Below are 17,307 nucleotides of genomic sequence, written 5' to 3' on the forward strand. Positions count from 1 at the left end.
CATACCGATATTCGCACCATAGCTGGGGCTTTGTGGAAGACGCACAGGGCTTTGTCTTTCTGTCAGGCCTCGTTGTCGGTGTGGTCTACAGCCCGCTCCTGCTGAAATCCGGCATGGACAGGGTACGATCGAAATTGTTCACGCGGATGCGGCTGGTTTACGTCTACCACGCGGTCGTCGCGCTCTTGCTTTTGGTCATTGTTTCAGCCGGTTCCGCCTATGTGGATCTAGGCGTTTTCAGTCGCCTTGGTGCAACACCCCTGCGCGGTACGGTGATGACGCTCTTGTTGGTGGCAGGACCGGCATTCGTCGATGTCCTGCCGGTCTATGTCGTATTTCTGGCCGCCACACCGCTGATCCTGAGCCAATTGCAAAAAGGCCGCACGGTCGAGATTATCGCGGCATCGGTCTGCCTGTGGATTGTCGCGCAAACGCAACTAATCGCATTTCTGCTTCTGGTTTCCAACCAGTCTTTGGGATGGACGCCCGAGACCGGCCTTCAGCTTGGCCTGACATTTGACCGGACGGCATGGCAACTGGTCTATGTCTTGGGCATGGTGCTTGGCTTTCATTGGACCCGCGGAAATATTGCGCTGGATTGGTTCACGACAGCCCAAGGCACGTTCCTGGCCAAACTGGCCCTTGGTCTGTTTTTGTGTTTCTACGTGATCAAAGATCACCAAGGCGCCGCATTTGATTATTTCCCGATGCTGCGTGGCGCATTGAACCGCTGGGACTTTTCAATACTGCGGTTGGCAAATTTTGCCGCCGACGCCTATTTGTTCACTTGGATCGTCGTGGCAGGCCCCGCCAGCGCCAAAGGTTGGATACGCGCGCTGGCCAACGCGCTTCGCTGGGTCTTCAACACCGAGGCGCTTTGCGTGCTGGGCCGCCATTCCTTGCAGGTTTTCGCCTATCACACCGTGCTGCTCTACGTCGCTGTTTCATGGATTGACTGGGCATCCATGGCGCCCACGACACGGGCCGTCCTGTCAACTTGCGTGATACTGTCGGTCTATCTGGCCGCCTTGGTGCATGCCAGCTATCAGCGACGCATCGCACGGCGCGCCACCAGACGTGCCAAGACAACGTGACGCCCCCCAGCCGCCCACACACGCGATGTTTCGCGCGACTGCGGCTTGCATGATCGCGCGCAAGCGCCCAAAGACATAAGGCTGCATCACGACTGACGGACAGAAAAGATGACGACGCAACCGACCACGGCCAACTGGCTGTCCATTCTTGCCCTCGGCCTGATCTGGGGCGGGACATTCATGGTGGTTGCCATTGCATTGCAGGGCTACGGCCCGCTGACGGTGGCCTGTGCACGGACCACATTGGGCGCGGTGGCGCTGTTGGCATTGATGCGCGTCATGGGGCGGCCCTTGCCCGTGTTCACCCTGCGCATGCTGAAATACCTTGGCGTGATTGGCATTTTGAACACCGCTGTCCCTTTTGCATTGCTCAGCTGGGGGCAGCAATTCGTGCCCTCGGCGTTTGCGGGTATTTCAATGGCGGCGCTGCCGCTGTTCGTGCTGCCGCTGGCACATCTCTTCACTGACGAAAAACTAAGCCTGCGCAATACCATCGGCGTTTGCCTTGGCTTTGTCGGTGCCGTTGTGCTGATCGGCCCCAGCGTGCTGCGCATCGGGTCGGGGATGGAACCGTTGGGTCAGCTCGCGTGCATCGCCGCGTCGCTGTCCTATGCGATTTCAAGCATCATGACCCGCCGCTGCCCGCCAATCGACCCGATCACACTGGCCACCCTGCTTTTGGTGGTCGGCGCGGCCGCGCTGATCCCGGCGATGCTGCTGATCGAAGGTGTGCCGGAAATGACCGACACCCGCACGACCGTGGCCATCTTGTTTCTGGGTTTTGTGCCCACCGCCCTTGCCGCGCTGATCCGCGTGACGACCATCCGCTCTGCGGGCGCGGTGTTTATGACGCTGGTGAATTATCAGGTGCCGTTGTGGTCGGTCCTGTTTGGCGTGCTGATCCTGAACGAAGTCCTGCCGCTGCGCTTTTTCGCGGCACTTGGCCTTATCCTGATCGGTGTCGCCGTCAGCCAATCCGCCAATTTGCGCCGGTTGTTCGCCCGCTAAACGGCGGCCTCGACCTCGGCGACGATCCCGTCGACGATCTGCACCAGCAGCGCATCGTCTTCACATTCCGCCATGACACGGATCAGCGGCTCCGTGCCCGATTTGCGGATCAACAACCGGCCCTTGCCCAGCAGGCGCAGTTCGGCATCCGCAATGGTTTTCTGCACCTTTTGCGCGTTCAACGGGTCCTGCCCCGCCGTGTAGCGCACATTTTTCAGCATCTGCGGCACCGTCTCAAAGCTGCGGATCAGTGCGCTCGCATGTTTGCCGGTCTCGATCATCGCGGCCAAAAATTGCAGGCCCGCCAGCAGACCGTCGCCCGTGGTCGCGAAATCGGTCATGACGATATGACCGGATTGTTCCCCGCCAAGGTTCCAGCCGTTCGCGCGCATCGCCTCGACGACATACCGGTCGCCCACGGCTGTCCGCGCAAGCCGCAGTCCGCGCCCGTCCAGATACCGCTCAAGCCCAAGGTTCGACATCACCGTGGCCACCAATGTGCCACCATTCAACCGATCCTGATCGGCCCAGCGCCCTGCCATCAGCGCCATGATCTGATCACCATCCGCGACCTGACCCGTCTCATCCAATATCATGACACGGTCCGCGTCACCATCAAGGCAGATGCCCACATCGGCGCCCTGATCGCGGATCGTTTGCGCGGCAAGGGCCGTGTCGGTCGATCCGCACCCTTCGTTGATATTCAGACCATTGGGGCTGACCCCGACGGGAATGACCGTCGCCCCCAGTTCCCACAGGACTTCGGGCGCAACCCTGTGTGCGGCACCATTGGCGCAATCAATCACGACCTTCAGACCGTCCAGCCGCATACCCGCCGGGAACGTCGATTTGATTCGTTCGGCATAGCGAAACCGGCCTTCGTCAACCCGCTTGGCGCGGCCGATATTGCTGGCTTGCGCCGGTTCGATCTCGACCGCCAGCAGCGCCTCGATTTCCGCTTCGGCCTCGTCGGACAGCTTGAACCCATCGGGCCCGAAAAACTTGATGCCATTGTCATGATGCGGGTTGTGACTGGCCGAAATCATGATCCCCATGTCAGCGCGCATCGACAGCGTCAGCAAACCCACAGCGGGGGTCGGCACAGGCCCCAGCAGCAGCACATTCATGCCGGTGCTGGTCAAACCCGCCGTCAGCGCATTTTCAAACATATAGCCCGACAAACGCGTATCCTTGCCGATCACCACCCGGTGACCATTGGACCCGTCATTGCGAAAATACCGCCCTGCGGCGGCACCAATCTTCAGCGCCATGTCGGCAGTCATCGGATAGGTGTTGGCCTTGCCACGCACCCCATCGGTCCCAAAAAGCTTGCGTATCATATTTGGGCTGCCCCGTTGATTGCCTGTTCCAGGTCCATCGCCTGTCTTGTCGCAAATATATCGTGCACCCGCAGGATTTGCACCCCCTGCCGAACGCCGTGCAACGCCACTGCGACAGAACCCGCCACCCGGTCCGCTGCCGTCTCACCGCCGCCGATGGTGCCGATGAACCGCTTGCGCGACGCGCCCAACAGGATCGGGCAGCCAAGGCTGTGGAACAACGCAATCCCGCGCAGCAATGTCAGGTTATGCGCCAGCGTCTTGCCGAACCCGATACCGGGATCAACGACGATCTGGTGACGCGCGATGCCAGCGGCTTCGGCCACGGCAATCCGCGTTTCGAGGAAATCATACACGTCCAGCAGGACATCATCATAGCGCGGATCGGCCTGCATCGTGGCCGGGTCCCCTTGGGCATGCATCAGACACACCGGAAGCCCCGCCGCCGCCGTCACCCCCGCAAGCGCAGGATCAAACCCGAACGCCGCCACATCATTGATCAGCCCAGCACCCGCAGTGATCGCCGCCTGCGCCACCGCGCCCTTGCGCGTATCAATCGAAATCGGCACGTCCGACTGTGCGCGTATGGCCGCGATGATGGGCGCAGTGCGCGCGATCTCATCCGGCATGGCCACATCTGCGGCACCGGGCCGCGTGCTTTCGCCGCCAATATCAATGATGTCCGCACCCGCGGCGATCATCGCGCGGGCATGCGCCACCGCGTCGTCGGGCGCTTCGAACAACCCGCCATCCGAAAAGCTGTCTGGCGTTACATTCAAAATGCCCATGACACGCGGCGCATCCATGCCCAATCCCGCAATCGCGGGGCGCGGATCGGTCAAGCGGCGACGCACGTCATCGGGCAGGTCAGCGGCGGCGATACGGGTCACCGGGCCGCCACGCGCCCACACCGCGACCTCGTGGAACCAGCACCAGCCCCCCGCCAGATCAAGCGCATCACCGGGGCGATCCCCGCCGCAATGCGCAATCGCGCGATAATAGATCACTTCAAAACGGCCTCGGTCACGCCGACCGACCGCACCGGCATATCCGCGTCCGGCGCAGCGGCCCCGATGACAAGCAACTCCTTCGCCTTGATCCCGGCCGCGAACCACGCGACAAGCGCGACCGCATCGCGCGGGCTGGCCGATGGGCCGTCCACCGCATCAAGCACGATCTTCGACGGCGCCCAGACAGAAATCTGGCCGTTCTTCATCGCCCAATCCAATTCGGTCCGTGTCCCCACGACCATACAACGCGGATCACGGGCGGCCAGGGTCCAGGCGTTCTGCTCAATCGCAAGCAGGTCAATCCGGCGTTGCGCCAACGCATGCCCGGCCTGTGGCGCGGGCGCATCCCCTGCCCCCACACAAATCAACAGCGGCGCATCAGCTGTCGCAAGCTGATCAATCCAACCCGCCAGATACGGCGCCGCAATCGCCGCGTTCGACAGAAAAACGACCCGTGGATGCGGTGCCTCGACGTGGTCCTGTCCGGCCACGGCAACGCCATCGCGTGCGCGCACGATCTCAACCCCCAAGGCAAACGGGCCCCGGTCCAGCTTTTCGATCCGCACGAAAACCCGCTCGGCCTGTGGTTCCAGCAAAATCCGCTCGGCAACACGCGCGGCCAGCGTTTCAAGAAGGTTCAGCCGCTCGGCCTCCAGCTCGATCGCGATGGCCTCGGTCACGCGGTCATAGGACAGGATGCGGTCCACATCGTCATCAATCGGGCCGGTCAACGGCGAGACTTCGACAACCACATTGAACCGGACCCGCTGCAGGGTTCCGCGTTCTTGCTGAAATGCGCCGATTTCCACCTCGACCACATAGTCGCGCAGCGAAATCCGGTCACAGGGCATCTGGCTACTTGCCTCCGCCCTCTCACTGGGATGGGCAAAGGCAAGGCGAATATCATCGGTCATACTGCGGTCCGGGTCAAAGTCATACCGCTGCGGAATACAAGCGGCAGGTCATTTGGGCAAGCACCCGGCGCGACACATGGCCTGCGACATACGACCCTAGTTTGATGCCGTCCGGGTCGGCTGGCGGTAAAAGTAGTGCGAACCAATGGTCGCGGTGCGCGGGAAACGCTTTGCCCACGATGGGCTGACCGCCTTGGTGTGATAATGCGTGGCGCCAGCAGTCAGAAGACGCGGGGTGCCATCAATCAGCAGGCGGGCGACTTTGCCCACACGGGCCCATGCGCCCGGCTCGCTGATAACTTCGGCGCGGCCATCACAGGTATAGGTGAACTGACAGGCATAGCGGCGCCCGGTCCCTTGATTGATCACCGCACAGGCGCTGTCGGGGTAGTCGCCGCTGTCAACACGGTTCAAGATGACCTCGCCGACGGCAAACATGCCGCGCACGGTCTCGCCACGGGCCTCAAAGTACAGCGCCTCGGCAAGACATTCCCACTGCGCGCCACCATCCGCATTCGGTTGGGCCAAGAGAAAGTTAGGGTCATAAATCACGCCGCTCTGGGTCTGCACGCCACGGTCCTGCGTCGATGGCAGTCGGGTCAGAAACGCCATGCGGCTGTCGGGGACAACGGACAACGCCTGCCGTTCCTGTCCCAATAATGCACCCAGTCGGGTTTCAAGTACTTCGTCAGCGGCAGCCGCCGACATGGAAACAGAAAAAAGTGCCGCGGCAACTGCGGCAAAAATTGCCTTTGAAATCGTCATTTTGGTCCCATCAGGATACTACGCGGCTTAGCCCCGCGCAGGCGCTGGTGTCTTTAGGGGAAACAAACGCATCCGTCTACCCCTGCAGGCGGACTGTCGCCGGGACGGCAACACCCGTTGCACGCTGGCATCCATTATAGCGCAATATCATGCGTAGTGACCCAAGAATGCCACAATACGTCGTGGTTCAATCGCTTTTCATGCGGTCACGCAGCGCTGACTGGGCGGCGGTGAGTCGCGCACCGGGAACCCGGAACGGTGAACACGACACATAGTCAAACCCATGCGCACGGCAAAATTCGATGGCCGCGCGGCTGCCGCCATGTTCGCCGCAGATCGACAACACAACATCAGGACGCCCCAAACGCCCGCGTTCCGCGCCAATCGCCAGCAGTTCCCCCACACCTTCAATATCAAGCGTGTGAAACGGGTCTTCGGCATAAACGCCCTGCTGCACATAGGCCGACATAAACCGACCCGCATCATCGCGCGACAAGCCATAGGTCATCTGGGTCAGGTCGTTGGTGCCGAATGACAAGAACGCCGCGTGTTCGGCAATATCCTGCGCCCGCAGCGCCGCGCGCGGCGTTTCCACCATCACACCCAGACGATAATCAAACTTTGCCTTGGTCTTTGTCCGGACCGCCGTGGCCACCGCATCGACGCGCGCCTTGACCAGTTCCACCTCACGCATCGCGCTGACCAGCGGGATCATGATCTCGACCGATATATCGACGCCCTTTTTGCGCACCGCGACCATCGCCTCAAAGATCGCGCGGGCCTGCATGTCGTAGATCTCGGGGATGGCGATGCCCAGACGCACACCGCGCATCCCCAGCATCGGGTTATATTCGCTCAGCGCCTCGACGCGTTCGGTCACTTCCGACAGCGGCAGGGCCAATTGTTCGGCCAGATCACGCAGGCCCGCGCGGTCCGATGGCAAAAATTCGTGCAAGGGCGGATCAAACAGACGCACGCACACGGTCTTGCCCGCCATGATCTCGAACAATGCCTGAAAATCCTCGCGCTGCATCGGCAGCAAACGGTCCAGCACGGCGCGGCGATCATCGCTGCTTTCGGCAAAGATCATCTCGCGCATCACGCCCAGCCGATCCCCTTCAAAGAACATATGCTCGGTGCGGCACAGCCCGATGCCCTCGGCGGCAAAGTTGCGCGCGGTCTGCGCATCGGCTGGCGTGTCGGCATTGGCGCGCACGCCGATATCCCGAAACTCGTCCGCCCATTCCAGCAACGTCTTGAACGCGCCATCAAGTGCCGCCTCGAGCATCGGCGGTTCGCCGACCAGAACCTGCCCCGTCGTGCCGTCGATCGTAATCACATCGCCGGCCGCAAAGGTGCGGCCATCGGGCGCCACAACCAACCCGCGCTTGCGATCAATCACCAGATCCGACGCGCCGACGACACAAGGCACCCCCAGCCCGCGACCAATCACCGCCGCATGGCTGGTCACGCCGCCCCGCATCGTCAGCACGGCCTGAGCGGCATGCATACCGCGAATGTCCTCTGGCGTCGTCTCGCGGCGGACCAGCACACAGGCCTCGCCGCGCGCCGCGCTTGCCTGCGCCTCGTTCGCGGTCAGCACGATCCGCCCGGTCGCCGCGCCGGGGCTGGCGGCAATGCCGCGCACGATCAGGTCACGCTTGGCACGCGGATCGACCTGCCGGTGCAGCAACTCCGACAGGGCCGCAGGTTCCACCCGCATCACCGCGTCTTCGCGCGGAATAATACCGTCCTCGGCCAAGGCGACCGCGATCCGCACCGACGCGCGCGACGCGCGCTGCACCCGCACCGCATCCAGAATACGCAAACCGCCATTTTCGATCGTGAACTCGATCTGCATTTCCTCGCGCAGCTTGCGGCGACACATCGCGCCATAGGCCACCAGTTGCGCAAAGGCCTGCGGGCACAGATCCTCCAACGACGGACCACGCTTATCACAGGTCAGATAAATCGCGCCGTCTGCGTCGCCCAACGCATCGCGGCCCTGACTTTGGCCCAGATACCGGCCTATAATCTGCGGCTGGCCTGTCGCACTATTCACATATTGGATCACACCCGATCCGCTTTCCCCCGGCCCCACGCCCAGCGCCATCGCCTGCACCACAAGGCCCAGCCCCGCATCAGGCGGCGCGCCCTTGGCCTGCCGCAACAATCGCGCCGTCGTGCCATCCCATGCGCGCGCCATCGACCGCAGCACCTCGACCATCTGAACCGCCGCCTCCTGAGGGAATGTTTCGTCGGTTTCCGCCTCGTAGGCGTCCAGCATCGCGCGCAGGCTGGCCGCATCCGCCACGTCGGGCAGATCAAACTCATCAGGGTCCAACCGGGCCACATGCACCGCGTAAGACTGCACAAACCGCAGATAAAGCGCGGTCGCCGCGCTGTCGCCAATCTGCGCCGCCATCATGGCATGACGCGCGTCATTCATGCCGATATTCAAGATCGCACTTGGTCCGCCCCAGTCAGGGTCAAGGCTGGACGGGCGCACCGACAGCAACGGCTGCGGGCCGAACGGCGCCATCAGCGCCGCCATGTCCGGCAGATTGCCAACCGCGATGTCGCGCACCGCATCGAACGACAGCGCGACGGTCATCGGCACCGGCATATCCAGTCGAATCAGCCGTTGCAGGCATTTCGCCCGTTCGCCATGCACCGCCGCCGACATCGCGGCATCGGGGGTAATCAGCGTAAGCTGCTTGTAAGTCGACTGTTGCTGCACTGCGGCACCGATCCATTGTGTCACCGCAGCATAGGGGATCAAACCCTTGAACGCAAAGCGCGGCTGACGGTATAACGCCTATCCTTCGATCTTGGTCAAATCCGCCACCGAAAGACATATTTTCCTGATACGCGACAAGAGGTTAAGCCGGTTTCGGCGCAGCAATTGACTGTCCGCGTTGACCTGCACATCGGTGAAAAATGCGTCAATTGGTCCACGCAGTGCTGCCATTGCGGTCATCGCGGTGCTGAAATCCTCGGCCTGCATCGCCGGGGCGATTTGTGCATCCGCAGCATCGAGGGCGGCAAACAGCGCCTTTTCGGCCTCGGCTTCGGCATATTTGATGTCCGCGCCATAGGAATATTCAACCCCATCCTTTTCTTCTTCATCTGTGAGAAGGTTGTTCGCCCTCTTGAACAACTGGATCAGGTTTTCCCCGTCATCTGTGGCGAGTGTGGCCGCCAAAGCCTCTGCCCGTTTGACCAGCAAGGTCAGGTCGTCATTGCCCGGCATGGCGATGCAGGCGTCGATGATATCGTGACGGATGCCTTTGTCTTTGAGGAAGACTTTGAGGCGGTCGTGGAAGAAGGAGAGGAGGTCAGCAACAAGTTCTGAATTGCCTGCTAGTACACGGTCGATCAGCTTGGATGCCGCCAATTCTCTTTCACGCCCGGTTAGATCGTCAGATGGAATGTAAGTTGCCAGATTAGGGGCCAAGTCCTTTGACTTCCAATCTTCAATATCGTGCAGGAATGGCTCTTTCGGCAAATCACCCAACCAGCCAAGAACAGGGATCAATTCATCAAAGTAGCTATAGGTACTGTCGGCAGTCGTATATCGAAACGCTGTTGGAAGTGTGATTAACAACTCCCACCGAACCCCATTCTCCAACACCAACCGAATGACCCCCAACGCCGCTCTGCGCAGCGCAAAGGGGTCTTTGCTCCCGGTCGGTTTCTCGTCAATCGCCCAGAACCCGGTCAGCGTGTCGATCTTGTCGGCCAGCGCCACGGCGACAGATACCGGCGCTGTCGGCACATCATCAGACGGCCCCAGCGGGGAATAATGTTCTTGGCACGCGGCAGCGACGGCGGGATCAAGACCGCGTTCAATCGCATAATACCGGCCCATCAACCCCTGCAATTCGGGGAATTCGCCGACCATGTCCGATTGCAGGTCGGCCTTGCAGATGCGCGCGGCCTCTGCCGCCAGATCGGGCAACGCGCCCACATGCAGGGCGATTTCACGCGCCAGTGCCTCGATCCGTTTGATCCGGTCAGCCTGCGAGCCCAGCTTGTTGTGAAAGGTGACCTCGGCCAGCCCCGCACCCATGCCTTCAAGGCCCACCGCCTTGACCGTGCGCAGATCGTTTTCCCAAAAGAATTTCGCATCCGACAGACGGGCCGCCAGCACCTTTTGATTGCCCGCAAGGATCGTCGCGCCCTGATCGGCGGTTTCAATGTTCGCCACGGTCACGAACCGTTCAATCCGCCCCGTCGTGGGGTTGCGCACCGAAAAGAATTTCTGATGCTCTTTCATCGACGTCTGCAGAACCTCGGGCGGCAGGCCCAGAAATGCATCATCAATCTGGCCCAGCAGGACCACGGGCCATTCGACCAGCCCCGCGACCTCGGCCAGCAACCCACGATCTTCCACCACTTCCAGACCCAGCGCAAAAGCCTGATGCGTCGCGTCATGCCAAATCGCATCCGCGCGCTCATCGGCGCGCAGCACAACGCGGCCGCGTTTCAGTTTCGCCTCGTAGTCATCGAACGAAGACACCGTAAACGCATCCGGTGCCATGAACCGATGCCCGCGCGTGGTATTGCCCGACGTGATGCCATCGACATCCAGCGGCACCACATGTGTGCCCGTTTCATCGGTCAGAATACACACGATGCCGTGCAGTGGCCGCACCCAGCGCAGCGTGCCCGTGCCCCAGCGCATCGCCTTGGGCCACGGGAAATTGCGGATCGTCCTTTCCAGCACCTCGGCGATGATATCCGCCGCCATGCGCCCCGGTTTCTCGATCACCGCGAAATAGGCCTGACCCTTCTTTTCGTCGCGCACTTCCAGATCTTCGCGTGCCACACCGGCCCCGCGCAAGAACCCTTCAATCGCCTGATCGGGCGCGCCGACCTTGGGGCCCTTGCGTTCTTCACGGACGGCGCGGCTTTCGGCCGTCAGCCCCTCAAGCGATAGCGTCAACCGGCGCGGCGTGGAAAATGCGGCGGCCCCGGCATAGGTCAACCCGGCCTCGACCAGCCCATCGGTCACCAGCTTTTTCAGGTCCTCTGCCGCACGGGTTTGCATCCGCGCGGGGATTTCCTCGGAAAACAATTCAATCAGAAGATCAGGCATTAATTCAGGCTTTCCGGTGCGGGTGGGCAGTTTTCAGGGGCGGGATTGCCATCAAAGACCACCGCGCCGCAAGCATTGATCTGGTGCCAGGCATAGGCCCGGCCATCGGGGTAAACTGCGACAACGCGGTCGATCCCGTATTGGATATTTTCGGTTCCAAGGAACGCAATCGCATCGCCGTAGCGCAGATCATCACCAATCTGCGCGGCATCAAAGCAATCAAACCAACCCGGCGCCACACGCGGTTCCGCGTCGTCATAAATCACAAACATCTCGGTCAGCATTGCCTGGCTCAGAGCGGTGCTGAAACAGGCACGATACCGCAGCGGGCTGGATTCCGCATCAATGCCTTCGAAACGGTCGAAAATAATCGGCTCGGGCTGGCCAGAGGTGACCGATGTCAGCTGCACGGCCGCCCGGTCTTCTGCGACCTCGTGATAGTAGGCATAGACCTGCAGATAATAAAGAACGAGGCCCGCCATCAATGCCACAACCAAAATCCCTGCTATTGCAATACGTCCCATCAGGCAGCCGCCCCGCCGCCCGCACGGGTCTGTACAAAGACATCTGCACAGGCCTTGGCCAACGCCCGCACGCGCCCGATATAGGCCTGCCGCTCGGTCACGGAAATCACGCCGCGCGCGTCAAGCAGGTTAAACACATGGCTGGCCTTGATACATTGGTCATACGCTGGATGCACCATGATGATGCGTTTTCCGGTCTTGGGATCATCCGCAGGCGCGGCCAGAATCCGCTCGCATTCCGCCTCGGCGTCCTTGAAATGCTGTAGCAGAACATCGGTGTCGGCCACGTCGAAATTCCAGCGCGAATATTCTTCCTCGGTCTGCTGGAAAACATCGCCATAGGTCAGTTTGATCGCCGCATCGGGGTCGTTGAACGGCATCTCCATCACATGATCGACGCCCAGCACATACATCGCCAAACGCTCCAACCCATAGGTCAGCTCGCCTGATACCGGCTTGCATTCGTGGCCGCCGACCTGCTGAAAGTAAGTGAATTGGCTAACTTCCATCCCATCACACCAGACCTCCCAACCCAGCCCCCATGCGCCCAGCGTCGGGCTTTCCCAGTCGTCTTCGACGAAACGGATGTCGTGCATGGTCGCGTCAATGCCGATCGCGGCAAGTGATCCCAGATACAGCGCCTGCATTTCGGGCGGGCTGGGCTTAATCAGGACTTGATATTGATAGTAGTGCTGCAGGCGATTGGGGTTTTCACCATAACGCCCATCCGTCGGACGGCGCGACGGTTGGACATAGGCCGCAGCCCACGGCTTGTCCCCCAACGCGCGCAGCGTCGTAGCCGGGTGGAACGTCCCGGCACCCACTTCCATGTCGTATGGCTGCAAAATGGCGCAGCCCTGGCTGGCCCAATATGTTTGCAGCCGCAGAATGATCTCTTGAAAACTGCGTGGTTTTTCGGCCATGTTCACCCTCATCTGCTTTACGGGGATCAATAGGACGCCGCGCGACGAGGGTCAATTGGGCAACGGCGCGCGACGTAATGCCACAAGCCGTCGAATTCGCGGCGCGGCCTCTTGCGTCATGCGAATGAGGGGGCCAGTCATACCAAGCTGACGAATTAGTATTGGATTTTTGATGATACGGGTAATTTCCGCCATAATATTCTCGCTTTTGATGACAGTTTCCGCTGCGGCCCAAGACCGGTTCTGGGTCCAGATCGAAGCGCTGCAAACATTGACCGGTGCCCAGGACCGCGCGCGCGACTACGCCCGGCGGCTGGATGACGTGACCGGATTCTATATCGGCGACGGGTATTACGGCATTTTCATCGGGCCGTTCATCGCATCAGAGGCCGAACGCGAACTGGCGCGCCTGCTCCGTATCGGCACGATCCCCACCGATAGTTTCGTCAAGAATGGCCAATTTTTCAAACAACAATTCTGGCCCATCGGCGGACAGGCGGCCCAGATCGAAACCCGCACACCCAGCGCCACCGCACCCACCACAGCCAGCCGGACAATCCCGCGCGATCCCATCGACGCCGCCGACGAAACCCCCGATCAGGCGCTGTCATCAGAGGCGGAATTGACCCGCGAACAACGTCAGGAACTACAGCGCGCTCTGCAATGGGCCGGATTTTACGATGCCGCAATCGACGGGGCATTCGGGCGCGGGACACGCGCGGCGATGCAAGACTGGCAAACCGCCAACAACCAGGAACCGACCGGCATTTTAACGGCCCGGCAGCGCGCCGTGTTGTTTTCCGACTTCGACAGCGTCCTTGACGGCATGAACCTGCGGCTTGTCCGCGATGATGCATCCGGCATCCAGATGTTGATCCCTACGGATGTCGTGGCCTTTACCGAATACCAACCACCCTTCGTCCGCTTTGATGCGACAGGTGAAATTCCCGCAACGGTTCTGTTCATTTCCCAAGAAGGCGATGCGGGCAAACTGATCGGACTTTATGAAATCCTCCAGATCCTTGACATCATTCCGCCGCAGGGGCCGCGCGCACTGCAGCGCGACGATTTTGTCATCGAAGGGATCGGCGATGGCATCCACTCCTACACCACCGCGACACTGCAAGACGGTGCGATCAAAGGCTTTTCGCTGGTTTGGCCGCAAGGCGATGACCAGCGGCGCCAGCGCGTTCTGGACGAAATGCGGGCCAGCTTTGAGCGGATAGAGGGCGTTCTTGACCCCCGCATCGCCCCGCCGACCCAGGATCAGGCGATCGACATGGTGGCAGGTTTGTCCATTCGCCAGCCCCGCCTTGCGGCGTCCGGCTTCTTTGTGTCCGGTGACGGCGCGGTCATCACCACACTGCAAACCGTCCAAAACTGCGAGCGGATCACATTTGACCGCGAATACGACGCCACTGTCGTCTACAGCGATCCCGAACTGGGCATCGCGGTGTTGCGCCCGACCGCCGAACTGACCCCACGCAACGTTGCCGCATTGCAGATCGCGGTTCCCCGCCTGCAAGACAAAATCGCGGTGGGCGGCTATCCGTTCAATGGCGCACTGAACGCGCCGACGCTGACCTATGGGCAGGTGATCGACATTCGCAACCTGTCCGGCGACGATCGGTTCCAGCGTCTATCGATCCTGCCACAGCAAGGCGATATCGGCGGTCCGGTATTCAGCGACAGCGGCGCGGTGCTTGGCATGTTGCTGCCAGGCGCCGACGGCAATTCCCGCGTCCTGCCCCCCGAGGTGAACTTTGCCCTCGATGCCGAACAGATCGTCACCGCATTGGCAACCCAAGGCATCACGGCCCAGCCAGCCACGGTCGGCGATCCCATCTCGCCGGTGGCGCTGACACAGCTGGCCGCCGATGTGACCGTTCTGGTCAGCTGTTGGTAGACGCCTAAGGGCGCCAGAACTTGACCGACAGGATCGTGAGCACGACCATGATCTCCAAGCGGCCGATGAACATGGCAAGCGCCAGTATCCACTTGGCCGTGTCGTTGATATGGACAAAGTTGCCCGCCGGTCCGATTTCCGGCCCGAGCCCCGGCCCGATATTGCCCAACGCGGTCGCGGCGCCCGACACAGACGTGATAAAATCCAGGCCCGTCAGCCCCAGCAGCACCGACGTAAAGCCCAGCAAAAGCAAAAAGGCGACAAAAAACGCCATGACCGAATTCAAGACATCTTCGCTGATCGGCACGCCATCATAACGCGGCGTGAACACGCCATGCGGTGAATGGATTTGCCTGATCTGGCTTTTGATCGAGGCGAACAGCAACTGATACCGGAAAATCTTGACCGAACAGGCCGTCGACCCCGCACAGCCCCCCACCAGCCCAACAAAGAAAAACATGACAACCGGAAATGTGCCCCAACTCATATAGTCGGCACTGGAATAGCCGGTCCCCGACAGGATCGACACGACATTGAACAATGCCTCGCGAAACGCAAGCTCGGTCATGACCCCTTCGCGCCCCCACAGCCACGCGGTGACCAAAAGCACGGAAAAGATGATAACGATAAAAAATCCACGGACCTGACTGTCGCGCCAAAGCGGTTTCGCAGTGCCCCCCAAAAGCTGCACGTAACGCACGAACGGCAGCGCCGCCAGGATCATGAACACCACCGCCACATAATGCGCACCGCCGGCATATAACGAAAAAGAATGGTCGTAATTCGCCATTCCACCCGTGGACACCGTGGTCATCGCATGTACCAGCGCGTCGAACGGCAACATCCCGGTCGCAGAATAGGCCAATGTGCAGCTGACCGTCAGCATCACATAAATCACCGAAATGCTGCTGGCGATCTGACCCGCACGCGGCAGAATTTTCCCCATCGTCTCAAAGGCCTCATGCCGGAAAATCTGCATGCCACCGACCCGCAGCTCCGGCAGGAAAACCATCGCGACGACGATGATACCCACGCCACCGAGCCATTGCAGCATCCCGCGCCATAACTTCAGCCCATCGGGCATTTGCTCCAACCCTTCAAACGTGGTGGAACCTGTCGTCGTCAGCCCTGACATCGCCTCGAAAAAGGCGTTGGTAAAACTGGCATTCGGCGCGCCAAGCATGAACGGCAGCGCGCCAAAGACCGGCAATGTCAGCCAGACCAATGATGTCAGCAGGAACGTCTGGCGCAGCGTCAGCCCCGCCGACACCGCATTGGCACAAGCCAACGCCATCAGCCCGCCCGTTGAAATGGTGATCACGGCGCTTTCAAAAAAGACAAACCAATGGCCATTGCCAGCCAGCAGATCGGCCGCCAGCGGGGCCAGCATGGTCAACCCAAGCGACGCCACAAGCAGACCAATCACATATCCCACAGGGCGCATATCAAACATGTCGCAGCGTTGGCCCGACCGCGCGGCGGTGTCAAGAACCCACGCCGCTTGAAACGTCATCAAACCGGCTTAGGTCGCCCGGTATGTTTGATCCGACCTATACCGCCGCCCAGCAACGGCTTGCTGCTTTCGTGCCCCATGCCGGTCGCGATTACGCCAGTGCGCGCAATTTCGACAGCACCGCGCATGTCTCGACACTGTCGCCCTATATCCGCCACCGGATCATCACGGAAAAGGACGTGCTGCGCGCCGTTCTCGCACGTCATTCCCCGCAAGCAGCCGAAAAGTTCATCCAGGAAATATTCTGGCGCACCTATTGGAAAGGCTGGCTGGAACGGCACCCCGCCGTCTGGACCGCCTACAAGACCGATCTGCACGCCGCGCTCCACCGGGTCCAGTCGGAAAGCGGCATGCGCCGGCAATGGGACGCCGCGTGTCACGGACAGACCGGCATCGACGGCTTCGATCATTGGGCACAGGAGCTGGTGAAAACCGGCTATCTGCACAATCACGCCCGCATGTGGTTCGCCTCGATCTGGATCTTCACATTGCGGCTGCCATGGACGCTGGGCGCTGATTTCTTCCTGCGCCACCTGCACGATGGCGACGCGGCTTCGAACACATTGTCATGGCGCTGGGTCGGCGGGCTGCACACGGTCGGCAAAACCTACCTCGCCCGCCCCGACACTATCGCAAGATATACCCAAGGTCGCTTCCACCCCACCGGTCTGGCCACGCAGGCGCATCCGCTGGATCAAACCGCACCGCCGCCACCGCCCGGCCCGGTGCCCCGCTCGGATCAAATCGACCCATCCCTGCGCACCGGCCTGCTGCTGACCCCCGAAGACCTCTCGCCCGGCTGGTTGTTGGATCCGATCAGCCCAGCCGCCACCGCCACGTTGCACACGCCCGATGCGCGCCGGGTCACGACCTTCGCCCATGCCGCGATGGCCGACTGCACCGCCCGCTATGGCCACCGGCTCGGGCCTGTCACACCGCTTTCGTCGGCGCAAATCAGCCAATGGGCCCGCGACAACAATCTCGGGCAAATCGTCACCTCATATCCGCCGACGGGCCCCACAGCCGATACGCTCGCAAGCCAGGACATCGCGCGCATCATCCGCCCCTATGACCGCGCCGCATGGCCGCACGCCACCCATGGCTTTTTCCGCTTCAAAGGACTCTGTTGCACAAATCGGCTGATGGCCGAGGTACCCCTTTCCCTGGACAGACTTATCCCACGGTCTCTGTGACGGGTATGCCGAGCGC

Annotated in this window: 13 protein-coding genes; 4 read left to right on the plus strand and 9 right to left on the minus strand. The window is 61.1% G+C overall.

All coding sequences use genetic code 11. The features are described 5' to 3' along the window. On the plus strand, nucleotides 1-1,094 hold a 1,094-nt coding region (gene opgC, locus QZ196_RS15320; protein ID WP_296427973.1), incomplete at its 5' end, for an OpgC domain-containing protein. A gap of 108 nt (nucleotides 1,095-1,202) precedes the next feature. Next, nucleotides 1,203-2,102: a DMT family transporter gene (locus QZ196_RS15325; RefSeq protein WP_296427975.1), complete on the plus strand. Its 900-nt coding sequence runs from the start codon at nucleotides 1,203-1,205 to the stop codon at nucleotides 2,100-2,102. On the opposite strand, the gene glmM is transcribed toward QZ196_RS15325, so the two are convergent. The 8 genes from glmM to QZ196_RS15365 all read right to left on the minus strand — a co-directional run bounded on the left by glmM (nucleotide 2,099) and on the right by QZ196_RS15365 (nucleotide 12,679). Further along, entirely contained in the window at nucleotides 2,099-3,442 is a 1,344-nt protein-coding gene (glmM, locus tag QZ196_RS15330) for a phosphoglucosamine mutase (RefSeq protein ID WP_296427977.1), read from the minus strand. The genes QZ196_RS15325 and glmM overlap by 4 nt on opposite strands. Next, nucleotides 3,439-4,449 carry a dihydropteroate synthase gene (folP, locus tag QZ196_RS15335; RefSeq protein WP_296427979.1) on the minus strand — a complete coding sequence of 337 codons (1,011 nt, stop codon included), beginning with the start codon at nucleotides 4,447-4,449 and terminating at the stop codon, nucleotides 3,439-3,441. Before folP ends, glmM begins: the two co-directional genes overlap by 4 nt. Beyond that, on the minus strand, nucleotides 4,446-5,366 hold the full coding sequence (locus QZ196_RS15340; protein ID WP_296427981.1) for a dihydroneopterin aldolase: 921 nt from the start codon (nucleotides 5,364-5,366) through the stop codon (nucleotides 4,446-4,448). Before QZ196_RS15340 ends, folP begins: the two co-directional genes overlap by 4 nt. A gap of 96 nt (nucleotides 5,367-5,462) precedes the next feature. Further along, nucleotides 5,463-6,074 carry a cell wall hydrolase gene (locus QZ196_RS15345; protein WP_296427983.1) on the minus strand — a complete coding sequence of 204 codons (612 nt, stop codon included), beginning with the start codon at nucleotides 6,072-6,074 and terminating at the stop codon, nucleotides 5,463-5,465. Between the two features lie 244 nt (nucleotides 6,075-6,318). Further along, nucleotides 6,319-8,871, minus strand: coding sequence for a putative PEP-binding protein (locus QZ196_RS15350; protein ID WP_296427998.1), 2,553 nt, complete (start codon nucleotides 8,869-8,871; stop codon nucleotides 6,319-6,321). Between the two features lie 78 nt (nucleotides 8,872-8,949). Beyond that, nucleotides 8,950-11,232, minus strand: a complete 2,283-nt coding sequence (gene glyS / locus QZ196_RS15355; protein WP_296427985.1) for a glycine--tRNA ligase subunit beta — start codon at nucleotides 11,230-11,232, stop codon at nucleotides 8,950-8,952. Next, on the minus strand, nucleotides 11,232-11,756 hold the full coding sequence (locus tag QZ196_RS15360) for a DUF6446 family protein (protein ID WP_296427987.1): 525 nt from the start codon (nucleotides 11,754-11,756) through the stop codon (nucleotides 11,232-11,234). The genes glyS and QZ196_RS15360 overlap by 1 nt, the downstream gene beginning before the upstream one ends. Beyond that, the gene (locus QZ196_RS15365) at nucleotides 11,756-12,679 is read right to left on the minus strand and encodes a glycine--tRNA ligase subunit alpha (RefSeq protein WP_296427989.1); all 924 of its coding nucleotides are present in this window, start codon (nucleotides 12,677-12,679) and stop codon (nucleotides 11,756-11,758) included. The genes QZ196_RS15360 and QZ196_RS15365 overlap by 1 nt, the downstream gene beginning before the upstream one ends. A 211-nt stretch (nucleotides 12,680-12,890) precedes the next feature. On the opposite strand from QZ196_RS15365, the gene QZ196_RS15370 reads away from it, so the two are divergent. Beyond that, complete coding sequence (locus tag QZ196_RS15370) at nucleotides 12,891-14,585, plus strand: trypsin-like peptidase domain-containing protein (RefSeq protein WP_296427991.1); 1,695 nt, start codon at nucleotides 12,891-12,893, stop codon at nucleotides 14,583-14,585. A gap of 4 nt (nucleotides 14,586-14,589) precedes the next feature. Here the strand turns inward: QZ196_RS15370 and QZ196_RS15375 are convergent, their stop codons facing one another. Beyond that, nucleotides 14,590-16,038: a TrkH family potassium uptake protein gene (locus QZ196_RS15375; protein WP_296427993.1), complete on the minus strand. Its 1,449-nt coding sequence runs from the start codon at nucleotides 16,036-16,038 to the stop codon at nucleotides 14,590-14,592. A gap of 83 nt (nucleotides 16,039-16,121) precedes the next feature. Between QZ196_RS15375 and QZ196_RS15380 the strand changes: the two genes are divergently transcribed. Next, the gene (locus QZ196_RS15380) at nucleotides 16,122-17,291 is read left to right on the plus strand and encodes an FAD-binding domain-containing protein (protein WP_296427996.1); all 1,170 of its coding nucleotides are present in this window, start codon (nucleotides 16,122-16,124) and stop codon (nucleotides 17,289-17,291) included. The last annotated feature ends 16 nt before the right edge of the window (nucleotides 17,292-17,307 follow it).

Source organism: Yoonia sp., assembly GCF_017854565.1.
Classification (GTDB): domain Bacteria; phylum Pseudomonadota; class Alphaproteobacteria; order Rhodobacterales; family Rhodobacteraceae; genus Yoonia.

Coding starts and splice junctions, on each gene's coding strand:
- glmM (WP_296427977.1), bottom strand. CDS start 3,442: ATGATACGCAAGCTTTTTGGGACCGATGGGGTGCGTGGCAAGGCCAAC.
- QZ196_RS15375 (WP_296427993.1), bottom strand. CDS start 16,038: ATGTTTGATATGCGCCCTGTGGGATATGTGATTGGTCTGCTTGTGGCG.
- glyS (WP_296427985.1), bottom strand. CDS start 11,232: ATGCCTGATCTTCTGATTGAATTGTTTTCCGAGGAAATCCCCGCGCGG.
- QZ196_RS15365 (WP_296427989.1), bottom strand. CDS start 12,679: ATGGCCGAAAAACCACGCAGTTTTCAAGAGATCATTCTGCGGCTGCAA.
- QZ196_RS15370 (WP_296427991.1), top strand. CDS start 12,891: ATGACAGTTTCCGCTGCGGCCCAAGACCGGTTCTGGGTCCAGATCGAA.
- QZ196_RS15340 (WP_296427981.1), bottom strand. CDS start 5,366: ATGACCGATGATATTCGCCTTGCCTTTGCCCATCCCAGTGAGAGGGCG.
- QZ196_RS15360 (WP_296427987.1), bottom strand. CDS start 11,756: ATGGGACGTATTGCAATAGCAGGGATTTTGGTTGTGGCATTGATGGCG.
- QZ196_RS15380 (WP_296427996.1), top strand. CDS start 16,122: ATGTTTGATCCGACCTATACCGCCGCCCAGCAACGGCTTGCTGCTTTC.
- QZ196_RS15325 (WP_296427975.1), top strand. CDS start 1,203: ATGACGACGCAACCGACCACGGCCAACTGGCTGTCCATTCTTGCCCTC.
- QZ196_RS15345 (WP_296427983.1), bottom strand. CDS start 6,074: ATGTCGGCGGCTGCCGCTGACGAAGTACTTGAAACCCGACTGGGTGCA.